The 22,353-nt window shown below is 62.5% G+C and carries 22 protein-coding genes; 10 read left to right on the plus strand and 12 right to left on the minus strand.

Going from position 1 to position 22,353, the window contains the following annotated elements; translation table 11 throughout:
• Window positions 1-60: 60 nt before the first annotated feature.
• The 4 genes from ACU688_RS21000 to ACU688_RS21015 are packed head-to-tail and all read right to left on the minus strand — an operon-like array spanning window position 61 to window position 2,652.
• Window positions 61-1,374, minus strand: coding sequence for a sensor histidine kinase (locus tag ACU688_RS21000; RefSeq protein WP_448186244.1), 1,314 nt, complete (start codon window positions 1,372-1,374; stop codon window positions 61-63).
• Window positions 1,371-2,039 carry a response regulator transcription factor gene (locus ACU688_RS21005; protein WP_448186245.1) on the minus strand — a complete coding sequence of 223 codons (669 nt, stop codon included), beginning with the start codon at window positions 2,037-2,039 and terminating at the stop codon, window positions 1,371-1,373. The genes ACU688_RS21000 and ACU688_RS21005 overlap by 4 nt, the downstream gene beginning before the upstream one ends.
• Entirely contained in the window at window positions 2,039-2,350 is a 312-nt protein-coding gene (locus ACU688_RS21010; protein ID WP_448186246.1) for a PepSY domain-containing protein, read from the minus strand. Before ACU688_RS21010 ends, ACU688_RS21005 begins: the two co-directional genes overlap by 1 nt.
• Window positions 2,350-2,652, minus strand: coding sequence for a PepSY domain-containing protein (locus tag ACU688_RS21015; protein WP_448186247.1), 303 nt, complete (start codon window positions 2,650-2,652; stop codon window positions 2,350-2,352). The genes ACU688_RS21010 and ACU688_RS21015 overlap by 1 nt, the downstream gene beginning before the upstream one ends.
• 120 nt (window positions 2,653-2,772) lie before the next feature.
• Here ACU688_RS21015 and ACU688_RS21020 point away from each other — a divergent pair, with 120 nt between their 5' ends.
• From ACU688_RS21020 to codA, 5 genes are all read left to right on the plus strand, one after another.
• Complete coding sequence (locus tag ACU688_RS21020; protein ID WP_448186248.1) at window positions 2,773-3,852, plus strand: patatin-like phospholipase domain-containing protein; 1,080 nt, start codon at window positions 2,773-2,775, stop codon at window positions 3,850-3,852.
• Between the two features lie 76 nt (window positions 3,853-3,928).
• Complete coding sequence (gene queD, locus ACU688_RS21025; protein WP_017736453.1) at window positions 3,929-4,285, plus strand: 6-carboxytetrahydropterin synthase QueD; 357 nt, start codon at window positions 3,929-3,931, stop codon at window positions 4,283-4,285.
• 92 nt (window positions 4,286-4,377) lie between these two features.
• A complete protein-coding gene (locus tag ACU688_RS21030; protein WP_448186249.1) occupies window positions 4,378-4,818 on the plus strand; it encodes a GNAT family N-acetyltransferase in 441 nt (146 codons plus the stop codon).
• Window positions 4,819-4,826: 8 nt separating this feature from the next.
• A complete protein-coding gene (locus tag ACU688_RS21035) occupies window positions 4,827-5,450 on the plus strand; it encodes an NUDIX hydrolase (protein ID WP_448186250.1) in 624 nt (207 codons plus the stop codon).
• A gap of 37 nt (window positions 5,451-5,487) precedes the next feature.
• Window positions 5,488-6,729, plus strand: coding sequence for a cytosine deaminase (gene codA / locus ACU688_RS21040; protein WP_448186251.1), 1,242 nt, complete (start codon window positions 5,488-5,490; stop codon window positions 6,727-6,729).
• Here codA and ACU688_RS21045 read toward each other — a convergent pair.
• Window positions 6,722-7,696, minus strand: coding sequence for a diaminopimelate epimerase (locus ACU688_RS21045; RefSeq protein ID WP_448186252.1), 975 nt, complete (start codon window positions 7,694-7,696; stop codon window positions 6,722-6,724). The two genes, codA and ACU688_RS21045, sit on opposite strands and share 8 nt — an antisense overlap.
• Before the next feature lie 346 nt (window positions 7,697-8,042).
• On the opposite strand from ACU688_RS21045, the gene ACU688_RS21050 reads away from it, so the two are divergent.
• Window positions 8,043-9,194 (plus strand): MFS transporter, encoded by a 1,152-nt coding sequence (locus tag ACU688_RS21050; protein WP_448186253.1) that lies wholly within the window; start codon window positions 8,043-8,045, stop codon window positions 9,192-9,194.
• A 21-nt stretch (window positions 9,195-9,215) separates the two neighbouring features.
• Here ACU688_RS21050 and ACU688_RS21055 read toward each other — a convergent pair whose 3' ends face one another.
• The 7 genes from ACU688_RS21055 to bglX form a co-directional block, all read right to left on the minus strand.
• Window positions 9,216-10,151, minus strand: a complete 936-nt coding sequence (locus ACU688_RS21055) for a type III secretion protein (protein ID WP_448186254.1) — start codon at window positions 10,149-10,151, stop codon at window positions 9,216-9,218.
• Window positions 10,152-10,288: 137 nt separating this feature from the next.
• Complete coding sequence (locus tag ACU688_RS21060; RefSeq protein ID WP_448186255.1) at window positions 10,289-10,603, minus strand: type III secretion protein; 315 nt, start codon at window positions 10,601-10,603, stop codon at window positions 10,289-10,291.
• A gap of 166 nt (window positions 10,604-10,769) precedes the next feature.
• A complete protein-coding gene (locus ACU688_RS21065) occupies window positions 10,770-11,708 on the minus strand; it encodes a penta-EF hand family protein (protein WP_448186256.1) in 939 nt (312 codons plus the stop codon).
• A 370-nt stretch (window positions 11,709-12,078) separates the two neighbouring features.
• The gene (locus tag ACU688_RS21070; RefSeq protein WP_448186257.1) at window positions 12,079-14,475 is read right to left on the minus strand and encodes a TonB-dependent siderophore receptor; all 2,397 of its coding nucleotides are present in this window, start codon (window positions 14,473-14,475) and stop codon (window positions 12,079-12,081) included.
• A 97-nt stretch (window positions 14,476-14,572) separates the two neighbouring features.
• Window positions 14,573-15,520, minus strand: coding sequence for a FecR family protein (locus ACU688_RS21075; protein ID WP_448186258.1), 948 nt, complete (start codon window positions 15,518-15,520; stop codon window positions 14,573-14,575).
• 14 nt (window positions 15,521-15,534) lie between these two features.
• Entirely contained in the window at window positions 15,535-16,035 is a 501-nt protein-coding gene (locus ACU688_RS21080; protein ID WP_448186259.1) for a sigma-70 family RNA polymerase sigma factor, read from the minus strand.
• A gap of 73 nt (window positions 16,036-16,108) precedes the next feature.
• Entirely contained in the window at window positions 16,109-18,370 is a 2,262-nt protein-coding gene (gene bglX, locus ACU688_RS21085) for a beta-glucosidase BglX (protein WP_448186260.1), read from the minus strand.
• Window positions 18,371-18,551: 181 nt separating this feature from the next.
• On the opposite strand from bglX, the gene ACU688_RS21090 reads away from it, so the two are divergent.
• From ACU688_RS21090 to ACU688_RS21105, 4 genes are all read left to right on the plus strand, one after another.
• Window positions 18,552-19,352, plus strand: coding sequence for an SDR family oxidoreductase (locus ACU688_RS21090; RefSeq protein ID WP_448186261.1), 801 nt, complete (start codon window positions 18,552-18,554; stop codon window positions 19,350-19,352).
• Window positions 19,345-21,171 carry a glycoside hydrolase family 15 protein gene (locus ACU688_RS21095; RefSeq protein ID WP_448186262.1) on the plus strand — a complete coding sequence of 609 codons (1,827 nt, stop codon included), beginning with the start codon at window positions 19,345-19,347 and terminating at the stop codon, window positions 21,169-21,171. Before ACU688_RS21090 ends, ACU688_RS21095 begins: the two co-directional genes overlap by 8 nt.
• A 39-nt stretch (window positions 21,172-21,210) precedes the next feature.
• Entirely contained in the window at window positions 21,211-21,681 is a 471-nt protein-coding gene (locus ACU688_RS21100; RefSeq protein ID WP_448186263.1) for a cysteine hydrolase family protein, read from the plus strand.
• Between the two features lie 157 nt (window positions 21,682-21,838).
• On the plus strand, window positions 21,839-22,201 hold the full coding sequence (locus ACU688_RS21105; RefSeq protein ID WP_448186264.1) for a VOC family protein: 363 nt from the start codon (window positions 21,839-21,841) through the stop codon (window positions 22,199-22,201).
• The last annotated feature ends 152 nt before the right edge of the window (window positions 22,202-22,353 follow it).

Here is a 22,353-nt window from a genome sequence, read left to right on the forward strand (position 1 = left end):
TGTCTGATGTACCGAGTTGTCTGCATCGCAGGCAAGCCAGCTCCCACATTTTTAACCGCGTTAGCGCTTGGGCAGTTCAATCAACACTTTGAGTCCGCCCAACTCGCTTTCCTGCAACTGCAGCACCCCGCCCCACACCTCAACGATATCCCGCACGATCCCCAACCCAAGGCCATGGCCATCGATCTGTTCGTCCAGGCGCGTGCCACGGCTGAACACTTGGTCGCGCTGGATTTCGGGAATTCCGGGGCCATCGTCTTCCACCGCCAGCCAGAAACTGTGCTCGGTTTCGCTGACCGTCAGGCACACGTCGGCATCCGCCCATTTGCAGGCGTTGTCCAACAGGTTTCCCAGCAATTCCAGCAGGTCGGCACGGTCCCACGGCAATTGCAGGCCAGGCGCTGCGTGGTAGCTCAGGTCCAAGTGTTCGCCGTGAATCATGTTCAACGTGGCCAGCAGGCTCGGCAACTCCTTCTCACAGTCGAACAAGGCACCGGGCAAAGTTTCACCGGCCAGGCGGGCGCGATTGAGTTCACGGCCGAGGCGCTGTTGCACCTGTTCCAACTGGTCGCGCAACAGCTTGGCCAGCTCGGGATGGTCCTTGAGTTGCTCGCTTGCGGCCACGCTCAACAGCACCGCCAACGGGGTTTTCAGGGCATGGCCAAGGTTGCCCAGGGCATTGCGCGAACGCTTGAGGCTGTCTTCGGTGTGCGCCAGCAAGTGGTTGATCTGCGCCACCAGCGGCTCCAGCTCCAGCGGCACCTGGGTGTCGAGTTGCGAGCGCTGGCCCTGTTGCAGCTGGGCGATCTGGTTACGTGCGGTTTCCAACGGGCGCAAGGCCCGGCGCACAGTTACCCGTTGCAGCACCAGCACCAGCATCAATGCCGCCAGGCCCAGCACCAGACCGATCTGGCGCATCAGGCGAAAGCTTTCGCGCACCGGCGTGTAGTCCTGCGCCACGCTGATGGAAATCGCCTGGCCGAAGCGCTTGTAGTCCTCACGCAGCACCAGCAATTGCTGGCCTTCCGGGCCCAGTTGCAGATTGCCCTTGAGCCCCGCTTCGGGAAGATGGGGCAGGTCCTGGTCCCACAGGGAGCGGGAACGCCAGTGTTTATCGGCAAAATCGATACGGAAATAGTGCCCGGAAAACGGTCGCTGATACGCCGGCGACAGGCGTTGTTCATGCAACTGCAAACCGTCGGGGCCACGTACCAGCGCCACCAGCAGGCTTTCGCTGTCGTTGCGCAAGCCCGCTTCCAGATAACGCTGCAAACCGGCTTCGAACAACCACAGACTGGTTTGCGCCAGGGCGATGCCGACGATCACCATTACACTGATCAGGCCCAGGCTCAGACGCCGTTGAATCGACCTCATGCGGGGCTGGCGCCAAACCGGTAACCCTGGCCACGGCGGGTTTCGATCACGCTGCGGCCCAGCTTGCGGCGCAAGTGGTTGACGTGGACTTCCAGCACATTGGAGTCACGCTCGGTTTCACCGTCATACAGATGCTCGGCCAGATGGCTTTTCGACAAGATCTGCTCGGGGTGCAGCATGAAATAGCGCAGCAGGCGAAATTCGGCAGCGGTCAGCTGGATTTCCGCACCATCGCGCAGCACACACTGGCGCCCTTCATCCAGATGCAGGCCAGCCGCTTGCAGCGTCGGCTGATTGGCCTGGCCGTGGGAGCGGCGCAACAGCGCCTGGATGCGCAAGTACAGCTCTTCCGGGTGAAAGGGTTTGCTCAGGTAATCGTCAGCCCCAGCCTTGAGCCCTTCGATGCGCTCGGCCCAGGAATCACGGGCAGTGAGCACCAGTACCGGGATGGCCAGCGCGGCGGCGCGCCACTGCGCCAGCACTTCGAGCCCCGGCAGGCCCGGCAGGCCAAGGTCGAGGATGATCAGGTCATAGGGCTCGCTGCGGCCCTGGTACACGGCGTCGCGGCCGTCGGCCAGCCAATCGACTGCGTAGCCCTGGCGTTGCAGGCCAGCCAGCAACTCATCGGCCAAGGGTACGTTGTCTTCCACCAGCAGCAGGCGCATCAGTCTTCCTCGTCTTTGATCAATACACCCGTGGAGGCGTCCAGCTTGATTTCACGCACAACACCCTCGGCGGTAACCAGCTCCACCTCATAGGCGTACTTGCCATGCTTCTTTTCCAATTCGGCTTCCAGCAAGCGGGAACCGGGGTGGCGCGCCATGGCTTGTTGCAACAGTTCTTCCAGCGGCAGGATCACGCCCTGCTGCCGCAGCGCCAAGGCTTCATCCTGATCAAGGTCACGGGCCGCCAGGCTTGAGCAAAAAGCCAGGAGCACCAACGCTATTCGACTGCCGGCACGTACATTTACCTTCATTAGGTTTCCTGATGATTCTTGAGCACCTGCCCGGTGAGCGCGTCCAATTCAATTTCCCACTCGATGCCGTTGGCATCTTCCAGTTCGACTTGGTAGAGGTACTTGCCATACTCCTCATCCAGGTCGGTATCCAGCAGCGTCGAGCCAGGGTGCAGGGCCAGGGCCGTGGCTTGCAGCTGATCAAAGGCGACAATAGTAACAGTGCCGGGTAACTTCAGCGGCTTGTCGAGGTCCACTGCCCAGGCCTGTGGCGCCAGAGACGCCATGATACTGGCGGTGACCAGCGCTGTGAGGCGCTTCATGATGAGTCTCCGTTTCAGGATATTGTTCCTACGCCGGCCACCGTAACTGCTGCAACTTAACTGAAACTGAATTGCCACCATGGCATTCTCGCCCCACCCCCTGCTGCCACAGAGACCGGTATGACAGCCATCCACATCAAGTTTCCCGCACTGACGCTCAAGGCCGGCAAACGGGCCTTTGCGCGCATTCGTGAGCAAGGCCTCAAGCCTGCCGATGTCGGCATCCTCCCCGGCGCGGCCGGTGGGCCCAAGGCGTTGGGCATCCAGGGCCTGGACCTGGCCCTGTTCGGCGACTGGCTGCCCCGCGCGCCACGGGAACGTGCGCTGATTGGCGCGTCCATCGGCTCCTGGCGGTTTGCCAGTGCCTGCCTGCCCGACCCCGTGCAAGGCCTGCTGGACCTTGGCCGCCTGTACAACGAACAGCGCTTTGCCAAAGGCGTGACCATGGCCGAGGTCAGCCAGAGCTGCCAGCGCATGCTCGACGACCTGCTGGCCGGCCGTGATGCGCGGCTGCTGGACAACCCGGACTATCGGCTGAACATCATGGTGGTCAAAAGCCATGGCCTGCTCGCCGATGACCACCGGGGCCGGTTGGGCCTGGGCCTGTCATCGGTGATTGCCGACAACCTGCGGGGCCGCGCGCGACTGGCGCGGCATTTCGAGCGACTGATCATCCACGACCCGCGCCAGGCGCCCCCCGTGCACCCGTTGACGGACTTCCCCTCGCGCTTCCTCGCCCTGGAGTCCGGCAACCTGCGCCAGGCCCTGCTGGCTTCCGGCTCGATCCCCATGGTGATGCAAGGCGTGCGCGACCTGCCTGGCGCCGGCGCCGGCACCTACCGCGACGGCGGCCTGCTGGACTATCACCTCGACCTGCCCTACCACGGCGATGACATCGTGCTGTACCCGCACTTCACCGACCGGGTCATCCCCGGCTGGTTCGACAAGGGCCTGCCATGGCGGCGCAGCAATCAACAAGGCTTGCAGGACGTGTTGCTGCTCGCGCCGTCCAGGGACTACCTGGCCCGCCTGCCCCACGGCAAACTGCCGGACCGCAGTGACTTCAAGCGCTTCCTCGGCGATGACGCCAGCCGCAACAAATACTGGCAAACCGCAATGAGCGAGAGCCAACGGCTAGGGGATGAGTTCCTGGCGTTGGCCGATAACGGCCTGTTGGGCGAACACCTGCAAGCCCTTTGACCCAGTGGTATGCGCGGCGATGGAGCAAGCTGTTAAACTCGCCGCCTGCCAGATACCTGAACGAGCTGAAAACACTGTGGAAATCTTCAAGGAATTTACTTTCGAGTCCGCCCACCGCCTGCCGCATGTGCCGGACGGCCATAAATGCGGGCGCCTGCATGGGCATTCGTTCAAGGTGGCGATCCACCTGAGCGGCGACCTCGACCCCCATACCGGCTGGATTCGCGATTTCTCGGAGATCAAGGCGATTTTCAAGCCGCTCTATGAGCGCCTCGACCACAACTACCTCAACGACATCCCCGGCCTGGAAAACCCCACCAGCGAAGTGCTGGCCAAGTGGATCTGGACCGAGTTGAAACCCCTGCTGCCAGAACTCAGTGCGATCCGCATCCATGAGACCTGCACCAGCGGTTGTATCTATCGCGGTGAGTGATTCGACACTGTGAAAAAGCCACCCTTGAGGTGGTTTTTTTATGCCCGGCTCCCGTACAGTCGTGGCTTCCAGCCGACCAGGAGCACGCTGCAATGATGCGCCCCGCCACTGTTGAGGATGTTGCAGCCATTGAGGCTATCGTCCAGGCTGCCTACTCGCCTTACATCGAACGGATCGGGCGCCAACCCGGCCCGATGCTGGAAGACTATCGCCAGTTGGTCCAAGCCGGCGGCGTCCACGTGCTGGACAACGCCGGGCGTGTGCAGGGTTTTATCATCCTGAAAGATGCCGGCACCGCCCTGCTGCTGGATAACCTGGCTGTCGCCCCGGATGCCCAGGGCCTGGGTTTCGGGCGCCAGTTGATGGATTTTGCCGAACGCCAGGCAATCGATGCAGGCTACGCGGTCATCCGTTTGTACACCAACGCAGCCATGACCGAGAACATCACGCTGTACAGCCGCCGCGGCTATGTCGAAACCCATCGGGCCGAAGAACACGGCCTGCGCCGCGTGTACATGAGCAAAGTCCTTTAGGAGACTCCATGGAAAACACCTGGCTGACCCAAGCCAAGCGCCTGCAAGCGCTGGCGTCTACAGGCCTGCACTTTTGCACCGACGACTTCGAACGCGAACGCCTGGAAGAAATCGCCGAGATTGCCCACAGCATGCTCGCGCAGTTGGGCAACGTGCCGCTGGAACGTATAACGGGACTGGTGCCGGACTTTGCCCAGCGCTACTCAACGCCGATGCTCGACGTGCGCGGTGCGGTGATCGAAGGCGATCGGATCCTGCTGGTGCGTGAATCAACCGATGGCTGCTGGGCGTTACCGGGCGGTTATGCCGACATCGGTTTGTCGGCCGCAGAAAACATCATCAAGGAAATTCGCGAGGAAGCCGGGCTGACCGTCACCGCGCGGGTGCTGTATAGCGTCACCCACAAGGCCAAGGGTCTGTATCGGCCGGACGTGCGGGACTTCTACAAACTGTATTTCCTGTGTGACCGTGTGGACCAGCTGGCGCCGATGGCGGGGTTCGAGACCACCGAGGTGGGGTTTTTCCGCCTGGATGAACTGCCGCCGCTGTCCCGTGGACGCACCATCGAAAGTGATCTGGAAGCCGCCTTTGCGTTCCATCGCGGCGAGACCACGCAGACGCTGTTCGACTGATCTCATTCGTTGCTTTTTGCCCAAGAGGAACTTGCCCATGCACATCATCAATGCCCGCCTGCGCAACCGTGAAGGCCTACATGATCTGCACCTGGAACACGGCAGGATTGCCAGCATCACCCCGCAAGCAACCGTGCCAGTGCTTCAAGCTGATGACCTGGACGCCGCCGGTAACCTGGTGATCCCGCCCTTCGTCGAGCCGCATATCCACCTCGACGCCACGCTCACCGCCGGTGAGCCACGCTGGAACATGAGCGGCACCTTGTTCGAGGGCATCGAGTGCTGGGGCGAGCGCAAAGCCACTATCACCTTTGCCGACACCAAGGCCCGCGCCAAGCAAACCATCCAGGCCCTCGCCGCCCACGGCATCCAGCATGTACGCACCCACGTCGACGTCACCGACCCCAACCTCACGGCGCTGAAGGCCATGCTGGAAGTGCGCGCGGAAAGCACGCACCTGATCGACCTGCAAATCGTCGCCTTCCCCCAGGAAGGCATCGAGTCCTACCGCAACGGCCGTGAGCTGATGGAGGAAGCCGTCCGCCTGGGTGCCGATGTGGTCGGCGGCATCCCGCACTTTGAATACACCCGCGACCAGGGCGTCAGTTCGGTGAAGTTCCTGATGGACCTGGCCGAGCGCACCGGTTGCCTGGTGGATGTGCATTGCGACGAAACCGACGACCCGCACTCGCGCTTTCTCGAAGTGCTCGCCGAAGAAGCCCGCAGCCGTGGCATGGGCGCGCGCGTTACCGCCAGCCACACCACGGCCATGGGTTCCTACGACAATGCCTACTGCGCCAAGCTGTTCCGCTTGCTGGGGCATTCCGGCATCAGCTTCGTCTCCTGCCCGACCGAGAGCATTCACCTGCAAGGCCGCTTTGACAGCTTCCCGAAACGCCGCGGCGTGACCCGCGTCAACGAGCTGCTCGAAGCCGGCATGAACGTGTGCTTCGGCCAGGACTCCATCGTCGATCCCTGGTACCCGCTGGGCAACGGCAACATCCTGCGGGTGCTCGAAGCCGGCTTGCACATCTGCCATATGCTCGGCTACCGCACCTTGCAAAGCGCCCTCGACCTGGTCACCGACAACAGCGCCAAGGCCATGGCCCTCGGCGACCGCTACGGCCTGGAGCCGGGGCGGCCGGCCAACCTGTTGATCCTCTCGGCAGGCAGCGACTATGAAGTGATTCGCAGCCAGGGCCTGCCGCTGTATTCGATCCGCAACGGCAAGGTGTTGATGAAGCGCCAGCCGGCACACGTGGAGTTTTTGATCAGCTAGCTTGCCGACGGGCAGTGCCGAACAGGCTGACACCGAGCAACGTGTCGGCTTTGGCCTGCAAGCGCACCGGCGCCGTACCGCCCGGCATCACCACCGCAACTTCCCCCGCCGCCACCCAACCGGCGCGCCACGCCGCACAGGCCACCGCGCTGGCACTGGTGCCGGAGGACGCCGTGGGCCCTTCGCCGCGCTCAAAGACACGGGCGATCACGCGGTTGTCGGATTCCCGCGCGGCCCATTGCAGGTTGACCCCAGCGGCACAGGGCTGGCCACGGCCAACCGGTGGCGCAAAGGCAATCGCCTGCAAGGGTTCGAATAGCGCGGGCTGCTGCATCTGTACGTTGTCCGGCAACGCCGACGCGTGCGCCACCAACGTCACGCAATGGGGGTTGCCCACCCGTACAAATTGACTCTGCGTCCAGTGCGGGTTGATCGCCGCCAGTGCGCTGACGTGGCTGAGTCCGGCACTGCCAACATCCGATGCGCCAACGGCCGCCGGCCCGAAAGCGGGCTGGCCCAATGCAAGCCAAAATCCCGCCACCTGCTCATACACCGCAGGTTCCACCCAGGTGGCCACCGGCGAGGTACCGCCGGGTTGGTCGTGATGCACGCGCAACTCACTGGCCGCCGTCATCAAGCCCTGGTCCGTGAGGGCCTGGGCAAAGATCGTCAGGCCATTGCCACTGCGCTCGGCGAGGGTGCCGTCCGTGTTGACGATCAACAGATCAAATGGCGGCTCGGCCTGGAACGGCCCGACCAACAAGCCATCGCAACGATGGGCCTTGGCCGTTGGCGGGCGCGGCAGCGAGCCCCAACTGCATTCGGACGCGATGGCCGCTGCTGCCCACGCCTGGCGTTCACGCGCAGCCTGGGCGGCAGTGTCGGCCAGGTCGATGCCCTGGCTGCGTAAAAAGGCCGGGCTGACCACCCCGTAGAGATTGCCCCGGGCATCATAGAACTGGGTCATGGCAGCGCCTGCCAGGAATTTTTCATCGGTTCATCCGCTCGCTAGCCTACAGATTGGAACAGCAGCGTATTACAGAATGCCGTGGCTGTGGGAGGCGGTCTGGAAGGTGCGTGATCCACTGCAAGAAGCCTGGGGTTCAGAAGTTCCCACGGGGATTACGCACCTTCCAGACCGCCTCCGGTAGATCCGATAACCCTTACGTGGCGAGTAACACTTAAGGCGTTCCAAGTTTGTAAAAATATAATTTACCGCTGCAACCACGGGAGCCCGACTCGCTCACCCCGGCCTGATGTGCAAGGATGTCGCGCCGGACACCGTTCGTTGAACGCAAAACCAAGGATTTTCCATGACCGCCATCCCCACCCCTGCGCCCGTGATTCCCGGGCGGCTGGAGCAAATGTCCACCCGCATCGCCTTTTTCATCGCCGGTTTCGGCATCGCGGCCTGGGCGCCGCTGGTGCCCTACGCCAAGGCGCGGGCGCAGTTGAACGAAGGCACCCTGGGCCTGTTGCTGCTGTGCCTGGGCGTGGGCTCGATCATCGCCATGCCGGTGGCCGGCGCATTGGCGTCACGCTATGGCTGTCGGCGCGTGTTGAGCGCCGGCACGGTCCTGATCTGCCTGGCGCTGCCGATGCTGGCCACCGTCAGTTCGATTCCGTGGCTGATCCTTGGGTTGTTCCTGTTTGGCGCAGGCCTGGGTACGGTGGACTCGACGGTCAACCTGCAAGCCGTGATCGTCGAACGGGCCAGCGGCAAAACCATGATGTCGGGCTTTCATGGCCTGTTCAGCCTGGGGGGAATCGTCGGCGCCGCCGGTGTCGCCGGGTTGCTGGGGCTGGGCTTTACGCCGTTGCAGGCGACCCTGGTGGTGGTCGTGATCATGCTCGTGGCCTTGCTCAAGGCCGCACCGCACCTGTTGCCCTACGGCAGTGAAAGCGCGGGGCCGGCGTTTGCCGTGCCCCATGGCGTGGTGCTGTTTATCGGCTGCCTGTGCTTCATCGTGTTTTTGGCCGAAGGCGCCGTGCTCGACTGGAGCGCCGTGTTCCTCAGCGCCGAACGCGGCCTGGACGAAGCCTACGCCGGCCTCGGCTACGCGGCATTCGCCTTGACCATGACCGCCGGGCGCCTGACCGGTGACGCCATTGTGCGCCGCCTCGGCGCCACCCGCGTGATCGTGATCGGCGGCGCGCTGGCCACGGCGGGTATGTTATTGGCCACGCTGTTTCCGGCGTGGCAAACCGCGCTGCTTGGTTATGCGTTGGTCGGCGCCGGTTGCTCGAACATTGTGCCGGTGCTGTACAGCGCCGTCGGCAAGCAAACGGTGATGCCGGAACATATCGCCGTGCCGGCCATCACCACCCTGGGCTACGCCGGTATTCTTGCCGGGCCTGCGGTGATCGGTTTCATCGCCCACGGCAGCAGCCTGAGCACGGCCTTTGTGCTGATTGCACTGTTGCTCGCGGGCGTGGCCATCAGCGGCAAAATCCTCAAGGTGTGAACCCGGCACAAGGCCAGGGCATTACCTGGCTTTGTGCATCTTGTCCTGTTCCAGCCAGCGCTCCAGGCCTTTGTTGCTGATCCAGCCTGCCTGGTGCGCCGGGCCGAACATCCGCGTGCCGCTGGCGCGCTCCAGCGAACGTGACAAGCCCGGTCGCTCAAGGATGTTCTTCGCCGTGTACACGCTGAGTTCGCTGTACTGTTTACCGGGCAACCCGGTCGCAGGATCAAGCACCGGCTGGCCGTCTGGGCCGACAGCGTCAGGGTCGCGCATCAGGGCCCTGAGCCCGGCGACTTCGACGTACTGGTGCTTGTCGAAAAAGAAGGTTCGATCCTTGCTCTGATCCCGCAACTGCTCAAACATCCCTTGAAAAGCCGTGACGACGTGCGCGTTGTCTTGACCATGGAAAGGGTCTTGGCTGAAGGCACTCGGGGAGCTGTTGCCCTGCGAAGCCGTGACGGCGGCCGCCAGGCTGTCACGGGTGATGTCGCCGTCGATGCTCAAGATTGCGTCTCGCAAGGGCGGACGGTTGTTGATCTCCCGGGCCGCCAGGATGACGCCATCGAGTTTATCGTTATCGCCCATCGTGGCTTCTGCGACTTGGCGCAAGGCTGACAGCGTTAGCCGCCCGTCCTTCAGGAAGGGGTGCAACACACCGAAGTTTTCCCGCAGCGTTTCGGCCAGCTGGCTATCTGGGGTGTTGACGCCTGGCGGCAACAGGCTCGCACGCGTAACGGGCGGGTTCTGCAAGGCGCGGTGTTGCAGGCCAGACAAGCCACCGCGCAACAGCGCTGGCCGCCTGGGCGGGTCTTGCGGGGCCGTGTCACAAGGCCGGGACGCATGATGGCGTTCGCTCCAGGCATCATGATGGATGGCCGATGAACACTCAGCAGGTCGCATGCCCGTGTCTGCCAGCGCCGCTGGCCGTGCGTGATGTAGTGCACCATCGATTGTCATGCGTCTTCTCCCACGTTTCTCAGATCCATGCTTGATTCATTGAATGCAAGCAAACCTCTGTGGTGAGCAGGGCGCGGCAGTTCCAAACCTGCGCGCAATACCAATGACAGTATGTAAAAAAGCGGCGCGGGCCCTGATCAGTCGGGCTTTTGCTGGCCCAGGCCCGCGATCAATACAGCCAAGGCACTGCGGATATGTTTCAAGGGTGAGGTCGCGGTGCCACTCCCCTGCCCTGGCGCCAGCATGCCCCGGGCAAAATCATCGGCGACCGGCGCCTGGAATTGCCGTTGGGCGGCAAAGGCTTTCATACGCAGCGCTTGAGCGGCGTAACCGTTTGCCGACGCGCAGGGCGGCAGGCCTTCGGATGCTCCAACATCGTCCAGCACCGCCTCTGGATGCGCAAAGGCACGTGGATAACAACCTTGGCGAGTTTGAAATGAAGTTGTCGTCATGCCTGGACCCTGACTCGGTTCCTGAAAGCGACCCGTACCATCAGAGTCGCCGGGGTTGAATGACCTGAGTGGCGTCACGCTGGAAATGGTTCCTGACACATCGACCTCGTGGCATGGGGCGCCACAAGCCCCCCCCCCCCGCAACCCCATGCCACCGGCTGTTCAATCAGCGGGTTAAGCGCTGAATCTCCCGGCGACTCAGTTGCCCATCGCCATTGCTGTCCATCGCCATCAACACGTTGCCGCGACTGAGAAGTGCCTGGGCCAACTGGATGAGGTGATCCTTGGGCGAGTCTCCCGTCAGCGGCTGGCTAGCCAATTTCTTCAAGTCATCGATACTGATTTGCCCACCCCAGCGGCGTGCCAGTTCATCGAAATGGCTGAGCATCTCACCGGCGATCTCCTTGTCACTCTGGTACCTGAAATAGTTCGTGTCAGCGAGGGCGTCGCGCAAATCTTGCTTGCTGAACCGGTTGTCTGTCGCACCCGTTCCGTTGTTGCGGTCCAGGGCCTGCATCAGGTCGGGGCGGTTCAGAAGCTCCTTGGCCAGGCGAATATTGTTATTCATGACGGGGTCGTTACCCGGCTGCCTGTTGGCCATAGCCTTGATATCGCGGGGGCTCATGTACTTCGCATGGGCGGCCCCCGTGAACGCTTTGAAGTTATCCAGCAGCGCCTGCGTCAACTGCTCATGACTCTGCATTGAGTAGTCCGGCTTCGGCTGGGGCCTGCCAATCGTCGGGTGCGGCCGAGACGGCGCGCTGTTGCAGGGAGGGCACGCGGGCGGGCGGCACCCGCCAAACCATTGGCTTATCCACTGCTTGAACTGTTCCAGGAAGCTTGGATGGCGCATCACACTCACCATCGGCAAAGGGTTGTGGTTGTGCGGCGCGTGAGGGTGATGGCCGCCCCGATTGACCGGCGGCTGATGATCACCAAAGACCGGGCCGGATGCGTGCTCTCGCGAGTGGTAATTCACATGTGCCTGGTTTTTCCCCTCGAAAGAAGACGTGGAAGGTACCCCGCGATTGGCCTGCGGGCTGAGGGGCGAGGTATCAAGGGTGGACGATGGCAGCACGGGTGAGTCAAGGGTCGATATCGACATAGAGGGCTCCAGAGCGAGAAGGATAAGCCGTGAACCTGCATGCCCAACAAATCTCCAGGCAAATCAGGTATCCCTCTGTGTGGTGCTCTTGTCGGAATCGGTTCCTATGCAGGCAGCCGGCAGTCGTGTGAAAGCGTAGGAAAACCCAAAAAATCGTAGCACCTTGAACTTGATGCCAGTCAGTTAGGAACTAGCAAGAGTAAACAGCAACCTGTGGCGAGGGAGCTTGCTCCCGCTGGGTCGCGAAGCGGCCCCAGCTCTTTGTTTAAAAGCCTGGGACTGCTGCGCAGTCCAGCGGGAGCAAGCTCCCTCGCCACAGGTACTGCGTTCGCCCTTAACTGACTGGCATTTTTTTCCTAGCCGATACGGCTCAGAACCCGACGCTTGCCTGCACAAAAAACGTACGCGGTTCGCCCAGATACAACCCGGCATTGTTGTCGCTGGAACGGGTGTAGTGCTGCTGGTCGAAGACGTTTTTTACCCCCACGCCCAGCTTCAGGTTCGACAGTTGCGCGCCAAAGTCATAGCCACTGCGCACGTTGACCGAGACATAGCCCGGAATATCACCGTATTGGCCGTCGGCAGTGCCTTGGGTGATGTAGGTGGTACCCGTGCCGGGCGCGCGCTGGCCGGACTGGGCGTAGACGTCCAGGTTGTGGGTCCAGTGGTTGACGTCATAACGCAGGCCCAACGTCGCCACTTCACGGGAGTACAGCGGCAGGTCACGCCCCTTGAAGGGCACATCGCCTTCGGAAGTAGCCTTGGTGTAGGTAAAGCCGGCGTTGGCGGTCAGGCCGTCCAGGCGCGGGTCGAGGTTCGACAGGTCGTAGTGGGCCGAGGCTTCGATACCGGTGTGCTTGGTGGCGCCGAGGTTGGTCCAGCCCACAGCGTTGCTGACGTATTGCAGCTCATCGGCAAAGTCGATGTAGAACAGCGTCACTTCGCCGCCCCACACGCTGTCGTTGTAGCGCGTGCCCACTTCGTAGGTCTTGGCTTTTTCCGGGTTCAGGCCGTTGGCAGTCTGGTCGCCGCTGCCGCCCTGGCCCAGTTGGAAATACTGCAAGCTGCCGAAGGACGTTTCGTAGTTGGCGAACAGTTTCCACGCGTCGGAGACGTGGTACATCACGCTCAGGGCCGGCAGCGGTTCGTTGTTGTGCACCTCGCGGCGTTTTTCCAGGGTGCGCGGGCCGGTCAGCGGGACCACCGGGCGGTCGTGCCACTCGGTACGGATGTCTTCGAAGCGAATGCCCGGGGTGATGGTCCACTTGCCGATGTCGATCTTGTTATCGACGTAGAACGCATTGGCCTCGGTGCCGCCCGTGCGGTCCTGGTAGACGTGACCATCGCTGCGCCCGCCCGGGGTTGGCACGTTGTTGACCAGGTTGAGGCTGGTGGCCTGCTCGTGCATGCCTTCCTTGAGGTAACGGTAACCGACGCTGACTTCCTGGGTGCTCGGGCCCACATCAAACACATGGCTCACCCGTGGCTCGATGCCGAAGGTGTAGTAGGTGCGCGGATACGAGCCGAGGGTGAGCAAGTCGCGGTTGGCGATATTGCTGCCACGGAAGCTGTCGGAATAGTACGTCAGCACTTCGGCCTGGGTGCGGTCGTCGATCTGCCGGATGTACTTGAAGGACACATCCTTGCGGCGCCCGGTGAAATTGTCCCAGTCGCGCACCGACTGGTAGGGGTTGGCGTCGAATTGCTTCTGGGTCAGGCCGCCGGGCATGTCGGCGGTGGCGTCGTAATAGTGAAAGTTGAGCGAGAAGTCGTCTTGATCGGTCGGCGCCCAGTGGGTCTTGAAGATCACATCATTGATGTCATTGGAATTGTTGCTGTTGCGATAGCCGTCGCCCTTGACCCCGGAGTACAGGAGTGCGGCGCCGATGCCGTTGTCCGCGGTGCCGCCGACAAAGGCGTTTTCCAGATGTTTCCAGCCGCCATGGGCCGAAGTTTCCAGGGTGGTGCCGACTTCACCGGAGAACTTCTCCGGGATCGCGCGGGTGACAAAGTTGATCACGCCGCCGACGTTTTGCGGCCCATAACGCACGGAACCGGCACCGCGTACCACGTCGATGCTGTCCAGGTTGCCAGCAGAAATCGGCGCCATCGACAGTTGCGGCTGGCCATACGGGGCGAACGCCGCCGGTACGCCGTCGATCAACACCGTGGAGCGTGGCGACAGACGCGAAGTCAGACCACGCACGCCGACGTTGAGGGAAATATCGCTGCCGCCGGTGCCGTTGGACTCCTGCACCTGCACGCCCGGCACCCGGCGCAACACGTCGCCGACGTTCATCGCGCCCTGCTCCACCATGGCCTCGCGGCGGATCACCGTCCGCGCGCCGGGGTGGTTCTGCACCACTTCGGCATTGGCATCACCGAGCCAGTCGCCGACCACCTTGATGTCGGTGGTGCCCAGCTCCAGCGGCGAGCCGGCTGCACCGGTGCCGCTGTTCAGCGGGCGCAACGTCACCGAGCCGGCGTCGATCTGGTAGTCCAGGCCGCTGCCTTGCAGCAATTGGCGCAGGGCCTGTTCCGGCGAGAGGTTGCCGTCCACCGCCGGGGCTTGCTTGCCGGCGACCATGTCCGGGCTGAAGAACACTTGCAGGGACGTTTGCTGGCCCAACTGGCTCAGCGCCGCACCCAGCGGCTGGGCCTGGATATGGATGGCGTCGGCGGCGTAAACCGCGCTGCTGACGGCCAGTGCCAGGGCCAGCGGCGCCCAGCGGGAGATTTTATTGTTGTGGCGAGCAAGTTTTTTCACGTCGAATCGAGTCCTGTGATCGCAAGCAAGTGCGGCCGTTAATGCAAACCAGTTGCAGTTGCAGGAGAAGACGACGAGCGCGGAAAAAACCTGAATGTCAGCGTGAAATAATTTCCTGGCTGCCGTCCGGCAAGGCGCGCACGGCCACCGGCAGGATGTGGGGCAAGGCCTTGAGCAAGGCCTCGGTGTCGCTGGACTTGAACACGCTGGTCAAGCGCAAGTCACCCACCGCCGCCGAGCCAACCCGCAACGGCTGCTCGCGGTAGCGTGAGACTTCCCGCGCCACCTCACCCAGGGTGGCGTTGTTGAACACCAGTTTGCCGCTGCGCCAAGCGGTCAGTTCTTCAGCGTTCACCGCGTAGGCTGGCACCACGTTGCCCTGGCCGTCGATGTGCGTGCCGCGCCCCGCCGTGAGGGTGACGATGGCATCGGCTGCATGCCCTTGTACCTTGACGGTTCCGGCCTCGACCACCACGCGGGTCTGGTCATCGTCGCGGCGCACGTCAAAACGGGTGCCGGTCACGGTGACTTGCCCGACCCCGGCGGCGACCACAAACGGGCGGCTAGTGTCATGTTCGACGCTGAACATCGCCTCGCCCCGCTTGAGCTCCACGCCACGCCGGCCCTTCTCGAAATGCACCACGACCACGCTGCGGCTGTTCAACTCCATCATCGAGCCGTCGGGCAGCGTCACCTGGCGATGTTCTCCCAACCGCGTACTGAATTCGGCGCTGTAGGGCTTTGGTTGAATGCTGAACACGCCCAGGCCAATGGCAACGGCCACCACACTGGCAGCCACCGCATAACGCAACACCGCACGGCGCTTGGGACGTTCGGCCGGCGCTTCGCACAGCACCTGCAAACGCGCCGCTGGCAGCAGGTCGGCGGCACTCCACAGGCCGCGCAGCACGTCGAATTCGTATTGGTGATCGGGATGCTCTCGGCGCCACGCCTCGAACTGCTGGCGCTCGGCGGCGTTCAGCTCGGCGTCTTGCAGGCGCACAAACCATTGCGCGGCCTCGTCTCGGGCACGGTTATCCATCATGGAAGATCCTTGGTTCATGGGGCCAGCGCGTCCAGGCGGTCACGCAGATGCCGCAGGGTGCGGATCATATACTTTTCCACCATGTTCTTGGACAAGCCCAGGCGTTCAGCGATTTCCTGCTGGGTGAGGCCTTCGATTTTCTGCCAGATGAAAATCCGCCGGCAGTTGAGCGGCAGCTCCGCCAGGGCCCGCTCGATGGAATCCGCCAACTGGATCGCGTGCATGAAATGCTCCGGGTCGCCACTGTGGGGCGCACTCTGCTCAAAGGCGTCCAGCCCCAATGCCTCGCGCCGATCTTCACGGCGGTGGGCGTCCACCGCGATATTGCGCGCGGTCTGATGCAGGTAGGCGCGCGGTTGCTCAACCTCAGTGGAACGGGCCTCCAGCACCCGCACAAAGGTGTCGTGCGCCAGGTCTTCGGCCTGCTGACGGTTTCTCAGGCGGCGCGTCCAGGTGCCGATCAACTCTTCGTAATACTCGAAAAAGCCTGTTCTGCGGGGCGGCTGGGGAATCATCGCGGAGGCACTGGGGAGGCGGGACGTGAATAGTAATGCTTCCTATTAAGTGGGGCAATTGCTTCCCGTCGTGTCACCGCAGTTCGAAGCGTTGCTCCAGCACATCGTTGGAATCCAGCCCGACCTGCACGCGAAACTCCCCCGGCTCGGCGACGTGTTGCAATTGCGCGTTGTAGAACTTCAAGTCGCCCTCACTCACGTTGAATTCGATACGCCTACGCTCGCCTGCCTTGAGCAGGACTTTCTGGAAACCCTTGAGTTCCTTGACGGGACGGCTGACGGACGCCAGCGGATCGCGGATATACAGCTGAACCACGGTTTCGCCCTCGCGCTCGCCCGTGTTGGTCAGTTCAACGCTGGCCTTGAGAGACTCTCCGGGTCGCAGGACAGCCGCAGACAGTTGCAGATCCGACAGCACAAATTGGCTGTAGCTCAAGCCGTATCCGAACGGATACAGAGGCCCCTCTGCTTCGTCGATGTACTGGGTGGTGTATTTAAACGGCTTGGCCGAATCGTAAGGGCGACCGGTATTCAAATGGTTGTAGTACAGAGGAATCTGCCCCACGGAACGGGGAAAGGTCATCGGCAGTTTTCCCGACGGGTTGTAGTCACCGAACAGGACATCGGCCACGGCATTGCCGCCCTCGGTGCCGCTGTACCAGGTGACCAACAGCGCATCTGCCTGTGACTGTTCGTCGCTCAAATCCATCGGGCGGCCATTCACCAGGACGATGATCAACGGCTTGCCCAGGTCCCACAACGCCTTGAGCAAGTGTTTCTGGCTGGAGGGCAGGTCAATGCGCGAGCGGCTGCTGGCTTCATCATTGAAGCTCCACGGTTCGCCCAACACGGCGACGACGACATCCGCTTGACGGGCGACCGCCCTCGCCTCGTCAAGCAGCGCTCGCGGAGGGCGAGGGTCGATATTCAGCGGCGTGCCGTAGTTCTTTAAACGCGCAATCAACGCGCCATCGTCGCTGGCGTTCGCGCCGCGTGCATAAAGCAGCGTCGCTTTCCCGCGCAGGGCCTGCGCCATGCCGTCATAAATGCTCACCACGCTGGCGGCGTCACAGCTGCCACAGTAGCTGCCCAACAGATCGCGTTGACTCTTGGCCAAAGGGCCGATCAATGCGATCCGTCCGTGCTTGCGCAACGGCAATGCCTGCCGGGCATTCTTCAGCAATACGAAGGTTTCACGCGCGATACTGCGCGCGGCGTCACGCTGCAGGCGCGTTTCAACCGGTGGCAACGCTTCGGCGCGCAGCTTGTGATAAGGGGCGTCAAACAAGCCCATGTCGTACTTCATACCCAACACATGACGCACGGCCTCATCGAGGGCTTCGGTGCTGACAGCCCCTGCCCGTATCTGCCGGGGCAACTCATTCACGTAAGCATCATCGCAAAGCGCCACATCGAGGCCCGAACGCAATGCCAGGGCTGCCGCCTGCCCCTCGTCAGCCGCGACGCCATGGTCGATCAATTGAATAATCGCTGCGCAATCTCCCAGGGTCACCCCTGAGAACCCCCAGTCATGGCGCAACACTTGCCGGATCAACCAGGGATTGGCAATGGCAGGCACGCCCGCCACCGTATTGAACGCCACCATCACCACCCCGGCACCGGCATCGACCGCCGCGCGGTAGGGGTCGAAGTAAAACTGATACATAGTGGCAGTGCTCATGTCGACGCTGTTGTAATCGCGCCCACCCTCGACCGCGCCATACAAGGCAAAGTGCTTGACCGCTGCCATCAGGCTGTTGGTGCCGCGCAGATCTTCGCCTTGATACGCCTTGACCAGGGTCGCGGCGATGCGCGAGGCCAGATAGGCATCTTCCCCATAGCCTTCAGATACCCGCCCCCAACGCGGGTCGCGGGTGATGTCTACCATGGGGCTGAGTGTCAGGTTGACGCCTTCGGCGCCCGCCTCCTGCGCGCTGACCCGCCCCACACGCGTTATCGCCGATAAGTCCCAACTGGCGGCAAGGGCCAGGCTTACGGGGAAAATGGTGTACATGCCGTGCACCACGTCCTGCGCAAAATACAAAGGGATCTTCAACCGGCTTTGCTCCACAGCGATACGCTGCAACTCGCGCCCGAGCGGTGGCGCGCGCCCACCGCCGATGCCACCCACGGAGCCCTCGGCAATCCGCTCAAGGTCGCGAGGGGTGATCCGCTCCAAATCAAAGCTGGCCAATTCCAGTTGGCCGGCTTTTTCTTCCAGGGTCATTTGCGCCAGCAGGTGTTCGATGAAATCTGTCTTTACGGAGGAGGCCTGGGCATGAACATCCAGGACGTAGCCACTTATCAGCAGCACGAGTAGCCAATATTTGCTCACAGGGTCCGTCCTCTGGACACTTGCACGCCTGTAGCCTCAACCCTCGGAATGAACGCGTCTACTGTCAGAATTACCAGTTTTACCGCGCATAACGACCCGCCGCATTGCAGAAACCCACGCTGAACTTACGCCCCGCCCCACCAGTCAGCTAACTGAACCCTCTGACAATGGTGCTTGGCCCATGCTTCTCTCGTTGCAGCAACAAGTCGCCCTGGTCACCGGCGCCAGCTCCGGCATCGGCGCAGGTGCCGCCAAGGCCCTGGCCGACGCCGGCGCGGCCGTGGTGCTCAATTACAACGCCCAGGCGGCCCCCGCCGAAGCCCTCGCGGCACAGATCAACGCCAACGGCGGCCGGGCGATTGCCATCGGCGGCGATGTGTCCAAGGAGGCAGACGTGGAACGCCTATTCGCCCAGACCCTCGACGCCTTTGGCCACCTCGACATTCTGGTCGCCAACTCCGGCCTGCAAAAAGACGCCAATCTGGTGGACATGAGCCTCGACGACTGGAACACGGTGATCGGCGTCAACCTCACCGGCCAATTCCTCTGCGCCCGCGCGGCTGTGCGTATCTTCAATCGCCAGGGCGTGCGTGAAGGCGTGTCGCGGGCAGCGGGAAAAATCATCCATATGAGTTCGGTGCACCAACTGATCCCCTGGGCCGGGCATGTGAATTACGCCGCCTCCAAAGGCGGCGTCGAGATGCTGATGCGCACCCTCGCCCAGGAGGTCAGCGCACAGCGCATCCGCATCAACGGCATTGCACCGGGGGCGATCCGCACGCCGATTAACCGTGCGGCCACCGAGGGCGCAGCGGAAAAAGAGTTGCTGAAGCTGATTCCCTACGGCCGCGTCGGCGACGTGGAAGATGTGGCCAACGCTGTGGTATGGCTGGCCAGCGACGCCTCCGACTATGTAGTCGGCAGCACCCTGTTCATTGATGTCGGCATGAGCCTTTACCCGGAGTTTCGCGGCAATGGTTGAGTTAAACAACGAACCCCAAAGCACCATCGACGCCCACGGCATCATCGGCGACATGCGCACGGCGGCCCTGGTCAACGACAAGGGCAGCATCGACTTCTTCTGCTGGCCGGAGTTCGACAGCCCATCAATCTTCTGTGCACTGCTGGACAGCCCCGAAGCCGGCATTTTCCAGCTCACGCCAGACCTGCCCAACGCCCGCCGCGAACAGATCTACCTGCCCGACACCAACGTCCTGCAAACCCGCTGGCTCAGCGATGCAGCGGTGGTGGAAATCACCGACCTGCTGGTGATCAGCGATGAAATCGACGACCTGCCCTTGCTGATTCGCCGTGTGCGAGTGGTCAGCGGCAAGGCCGATTTCCACCTGCGCTGCGCCGTACGCCATGACTACGCGCGCACACCAACCCATGCCGCTCTCGACAACGGCACCGTGTGCTTCAGCGCCGACAACCAGCCCGGCCTGCGTTTGTCCGGCAGCCACCCGCTGCACGTCAAGGACGGTGCGGCAGTCGCCCGCTTCACCCTGACCCAGGACGAAGGCGCGGAATTTGTCCTCGGCGGCCAGGAGGATGAACGCGTGGACAGCAGCTGCACCGACCTTGCCCTGGCCCACACCTTGCAGTTCTGGCGCGGCTGGATCGCCCAGTCGAATTACCGTGGCCGCTGGCGCGAAATGGTCAATCGCTCCGCCCTGGCGTTGAAGCTTTTGACCTCACGCAAACACGGCGCAATCATCGCCGCCGCGACCTTCGGCCTGCCGGAAACACCCGGCGGCGAGCGCAACTGGGATTACCGCTACACCTGGATCCGCGACGCCTCGTTTACCGTCTACGCGTTCATGCGCCTGGGTTTTGTCGAAGAGGCCAACGCCTATATGCGCTGGCTCAAGGGCCGGGTCAGTGACTGCTGCGGCCAGCCGATGAAAATCAACATCCTCTACGGCATCGACGGCCGCCAGGAGCTGCCGGAAACCGAACTGACACACCTCGCCGGCCACGGCGGTGCCCAGCCGGTGCGCATCGGCAATGGCGCGGTCGGGCAGATCCAGCTGGATATCTACGGCGAACTGATGGACGCGGTGTACCTGGTCAACAAGTACGGCGAAGCCATCTCCCATGACGGCTGGAAACACACGGTGGAAGTCGCCGATCAGGTCTGCGAAATCTGGAACAGCGAAGACGTCGGCATCTGGGAAATGCGTGGCGAGCAGCATCACTTCCTGCATTCGCGGCTGATGTGCTGGGTGGCGCTGGACCGCGCGATACGCCTGGCGTCCAAGCGCTCGCTGCCGGCACCGTTCGGTCGGTGGGACCAGGCGCGCCAGGCAATCTACGCCGACATCTGGAGCAACTTCTGGAACGAAGAACGCGGCCATTTTGTGCAGCATATCGGCGGCACCGCCCTCGACGGCTCGATGCTGTTGATGCCGCTGGTGCGCTTCGTCGCGGCCACCGATCCGCGTTGGCTGTCGACCCTTGAAGCGATCCAGAAAAGCCTGGTGCGCGACGGCATGGTCTACCGCTACCGCAACGACGACAGCCAGATCGACGGCCTGCAAGGCACCGAAGGCGCGTTTGCCGCGTGCTCATTCTGGTACGTCGAATGCCTCGCGCGCGCCGGCCAGGTGGAAAAGGCCCACCTGGAATTCGAACAACTGCTGCGCTACGCCAACCCACTGGGCTTGTACGCCGAAGAGTTCGACAGCCAGGCCCGCCACCTGGGCAACACGCCCCAGGCCTTGAGCCATCTGGCGCTGATCAGCGCAGCGACGTTCCTCGACCGCAAGCTCAGCGGGGAGAAGACGACCTGGCAGCCCTGAGGCACAATGACCGGCCCCTCGGCTACGGACAGGAACCCCATGCGCCAGGTACTGCTGATCATCGACGTGCAACCGTCCTTCAACCCACCGGCGTGGCTGGTGGACGGCATCAACGCCCTGCTCCGCCGCCTGCCCAGCGTCGCCACCGTCGAACGCCATGACGAAAGCGTCACCCCTTTTGCCCGCCAACTCGGCTGGCAACCGGCACCGGATGACGACAGCCTGATCGCGGCAGATCGCATCTTCATCAAGCACGGCTATGCACCCACGCCCGAGACGATTGCCTACCTCAAAAGCCTGGAACCGGCGCGCGTGTTGGTGTGTGGCATACAAACCGACACCTGCGTGCTGGCGGCGGGGTTTGCGCTGTTTGATGCGGGGTTACAGCCAACGTTGATCAGCGACTTGACCGTGGGCTCGTCGTTGGATCGGTCGGGGCAGTTGGGCGTGGAGTTGTGGCGGCATCACTTCAAGCATGTCGTGAGTAGCGCCGATCTTGAGCTGGACTAGAAGACAAACAGTAACCTGTGGCGAGGGAGCTTGCTCCCGTTGGGTCGCGAAGCGGCCCCCGCTCTTCGTTTGGAAAGGCTGGGACTGCTGCGCAGTCCAGCGGGAGCAAGCTCCCTCGCCACAAACACAGCGTCGCTCAATCGGAGGTTTTGCTCAGTTGATCCCCATCATCTCAATCCTCATTCACGTCCCGGACTGGCGGACGGCAACCGAGTGGTATGCCGCAGCCTTTCCGTTGGCGACACGCATTCGTCATGATCCTGATGACTTCGGCCATCTAGATGTAGCAGGCGTCGCCCTCGAGATCGTCAACGCCGATGACAAGGTTGCATCAGGGGCGGCTGGATCAGTGGTGTACTGGGGAGTAGACGACTTGCAGCAGGCATTGCGTCGGTTTGAGGAGCTGGGCGGGACGTTGTATCGGGGGCCGATGGAGATCGAGGGTGGTCATTGGATTTGTCAGGTGCGCGACCCGTGGGGAAATTGCATAGGCCTTCGACAAACCAGCTTGGAGAAATAATCCCCGTGCCAAAGATCTCCGCCATCGAGCCACGGCAATCGGTTAGCGTTTCAGCACCACTGGCCAGCCGGAAATCGCCCACCATGACCACCACCGCAGTGAAAACCACTGGCGCAGGTTCTGTTCGGCTGAAGTCGTTCGCCAAGCCTTAA

The organism is Pseudomonas acericola (SeqCode) (genome assembly GCF_053456465.1).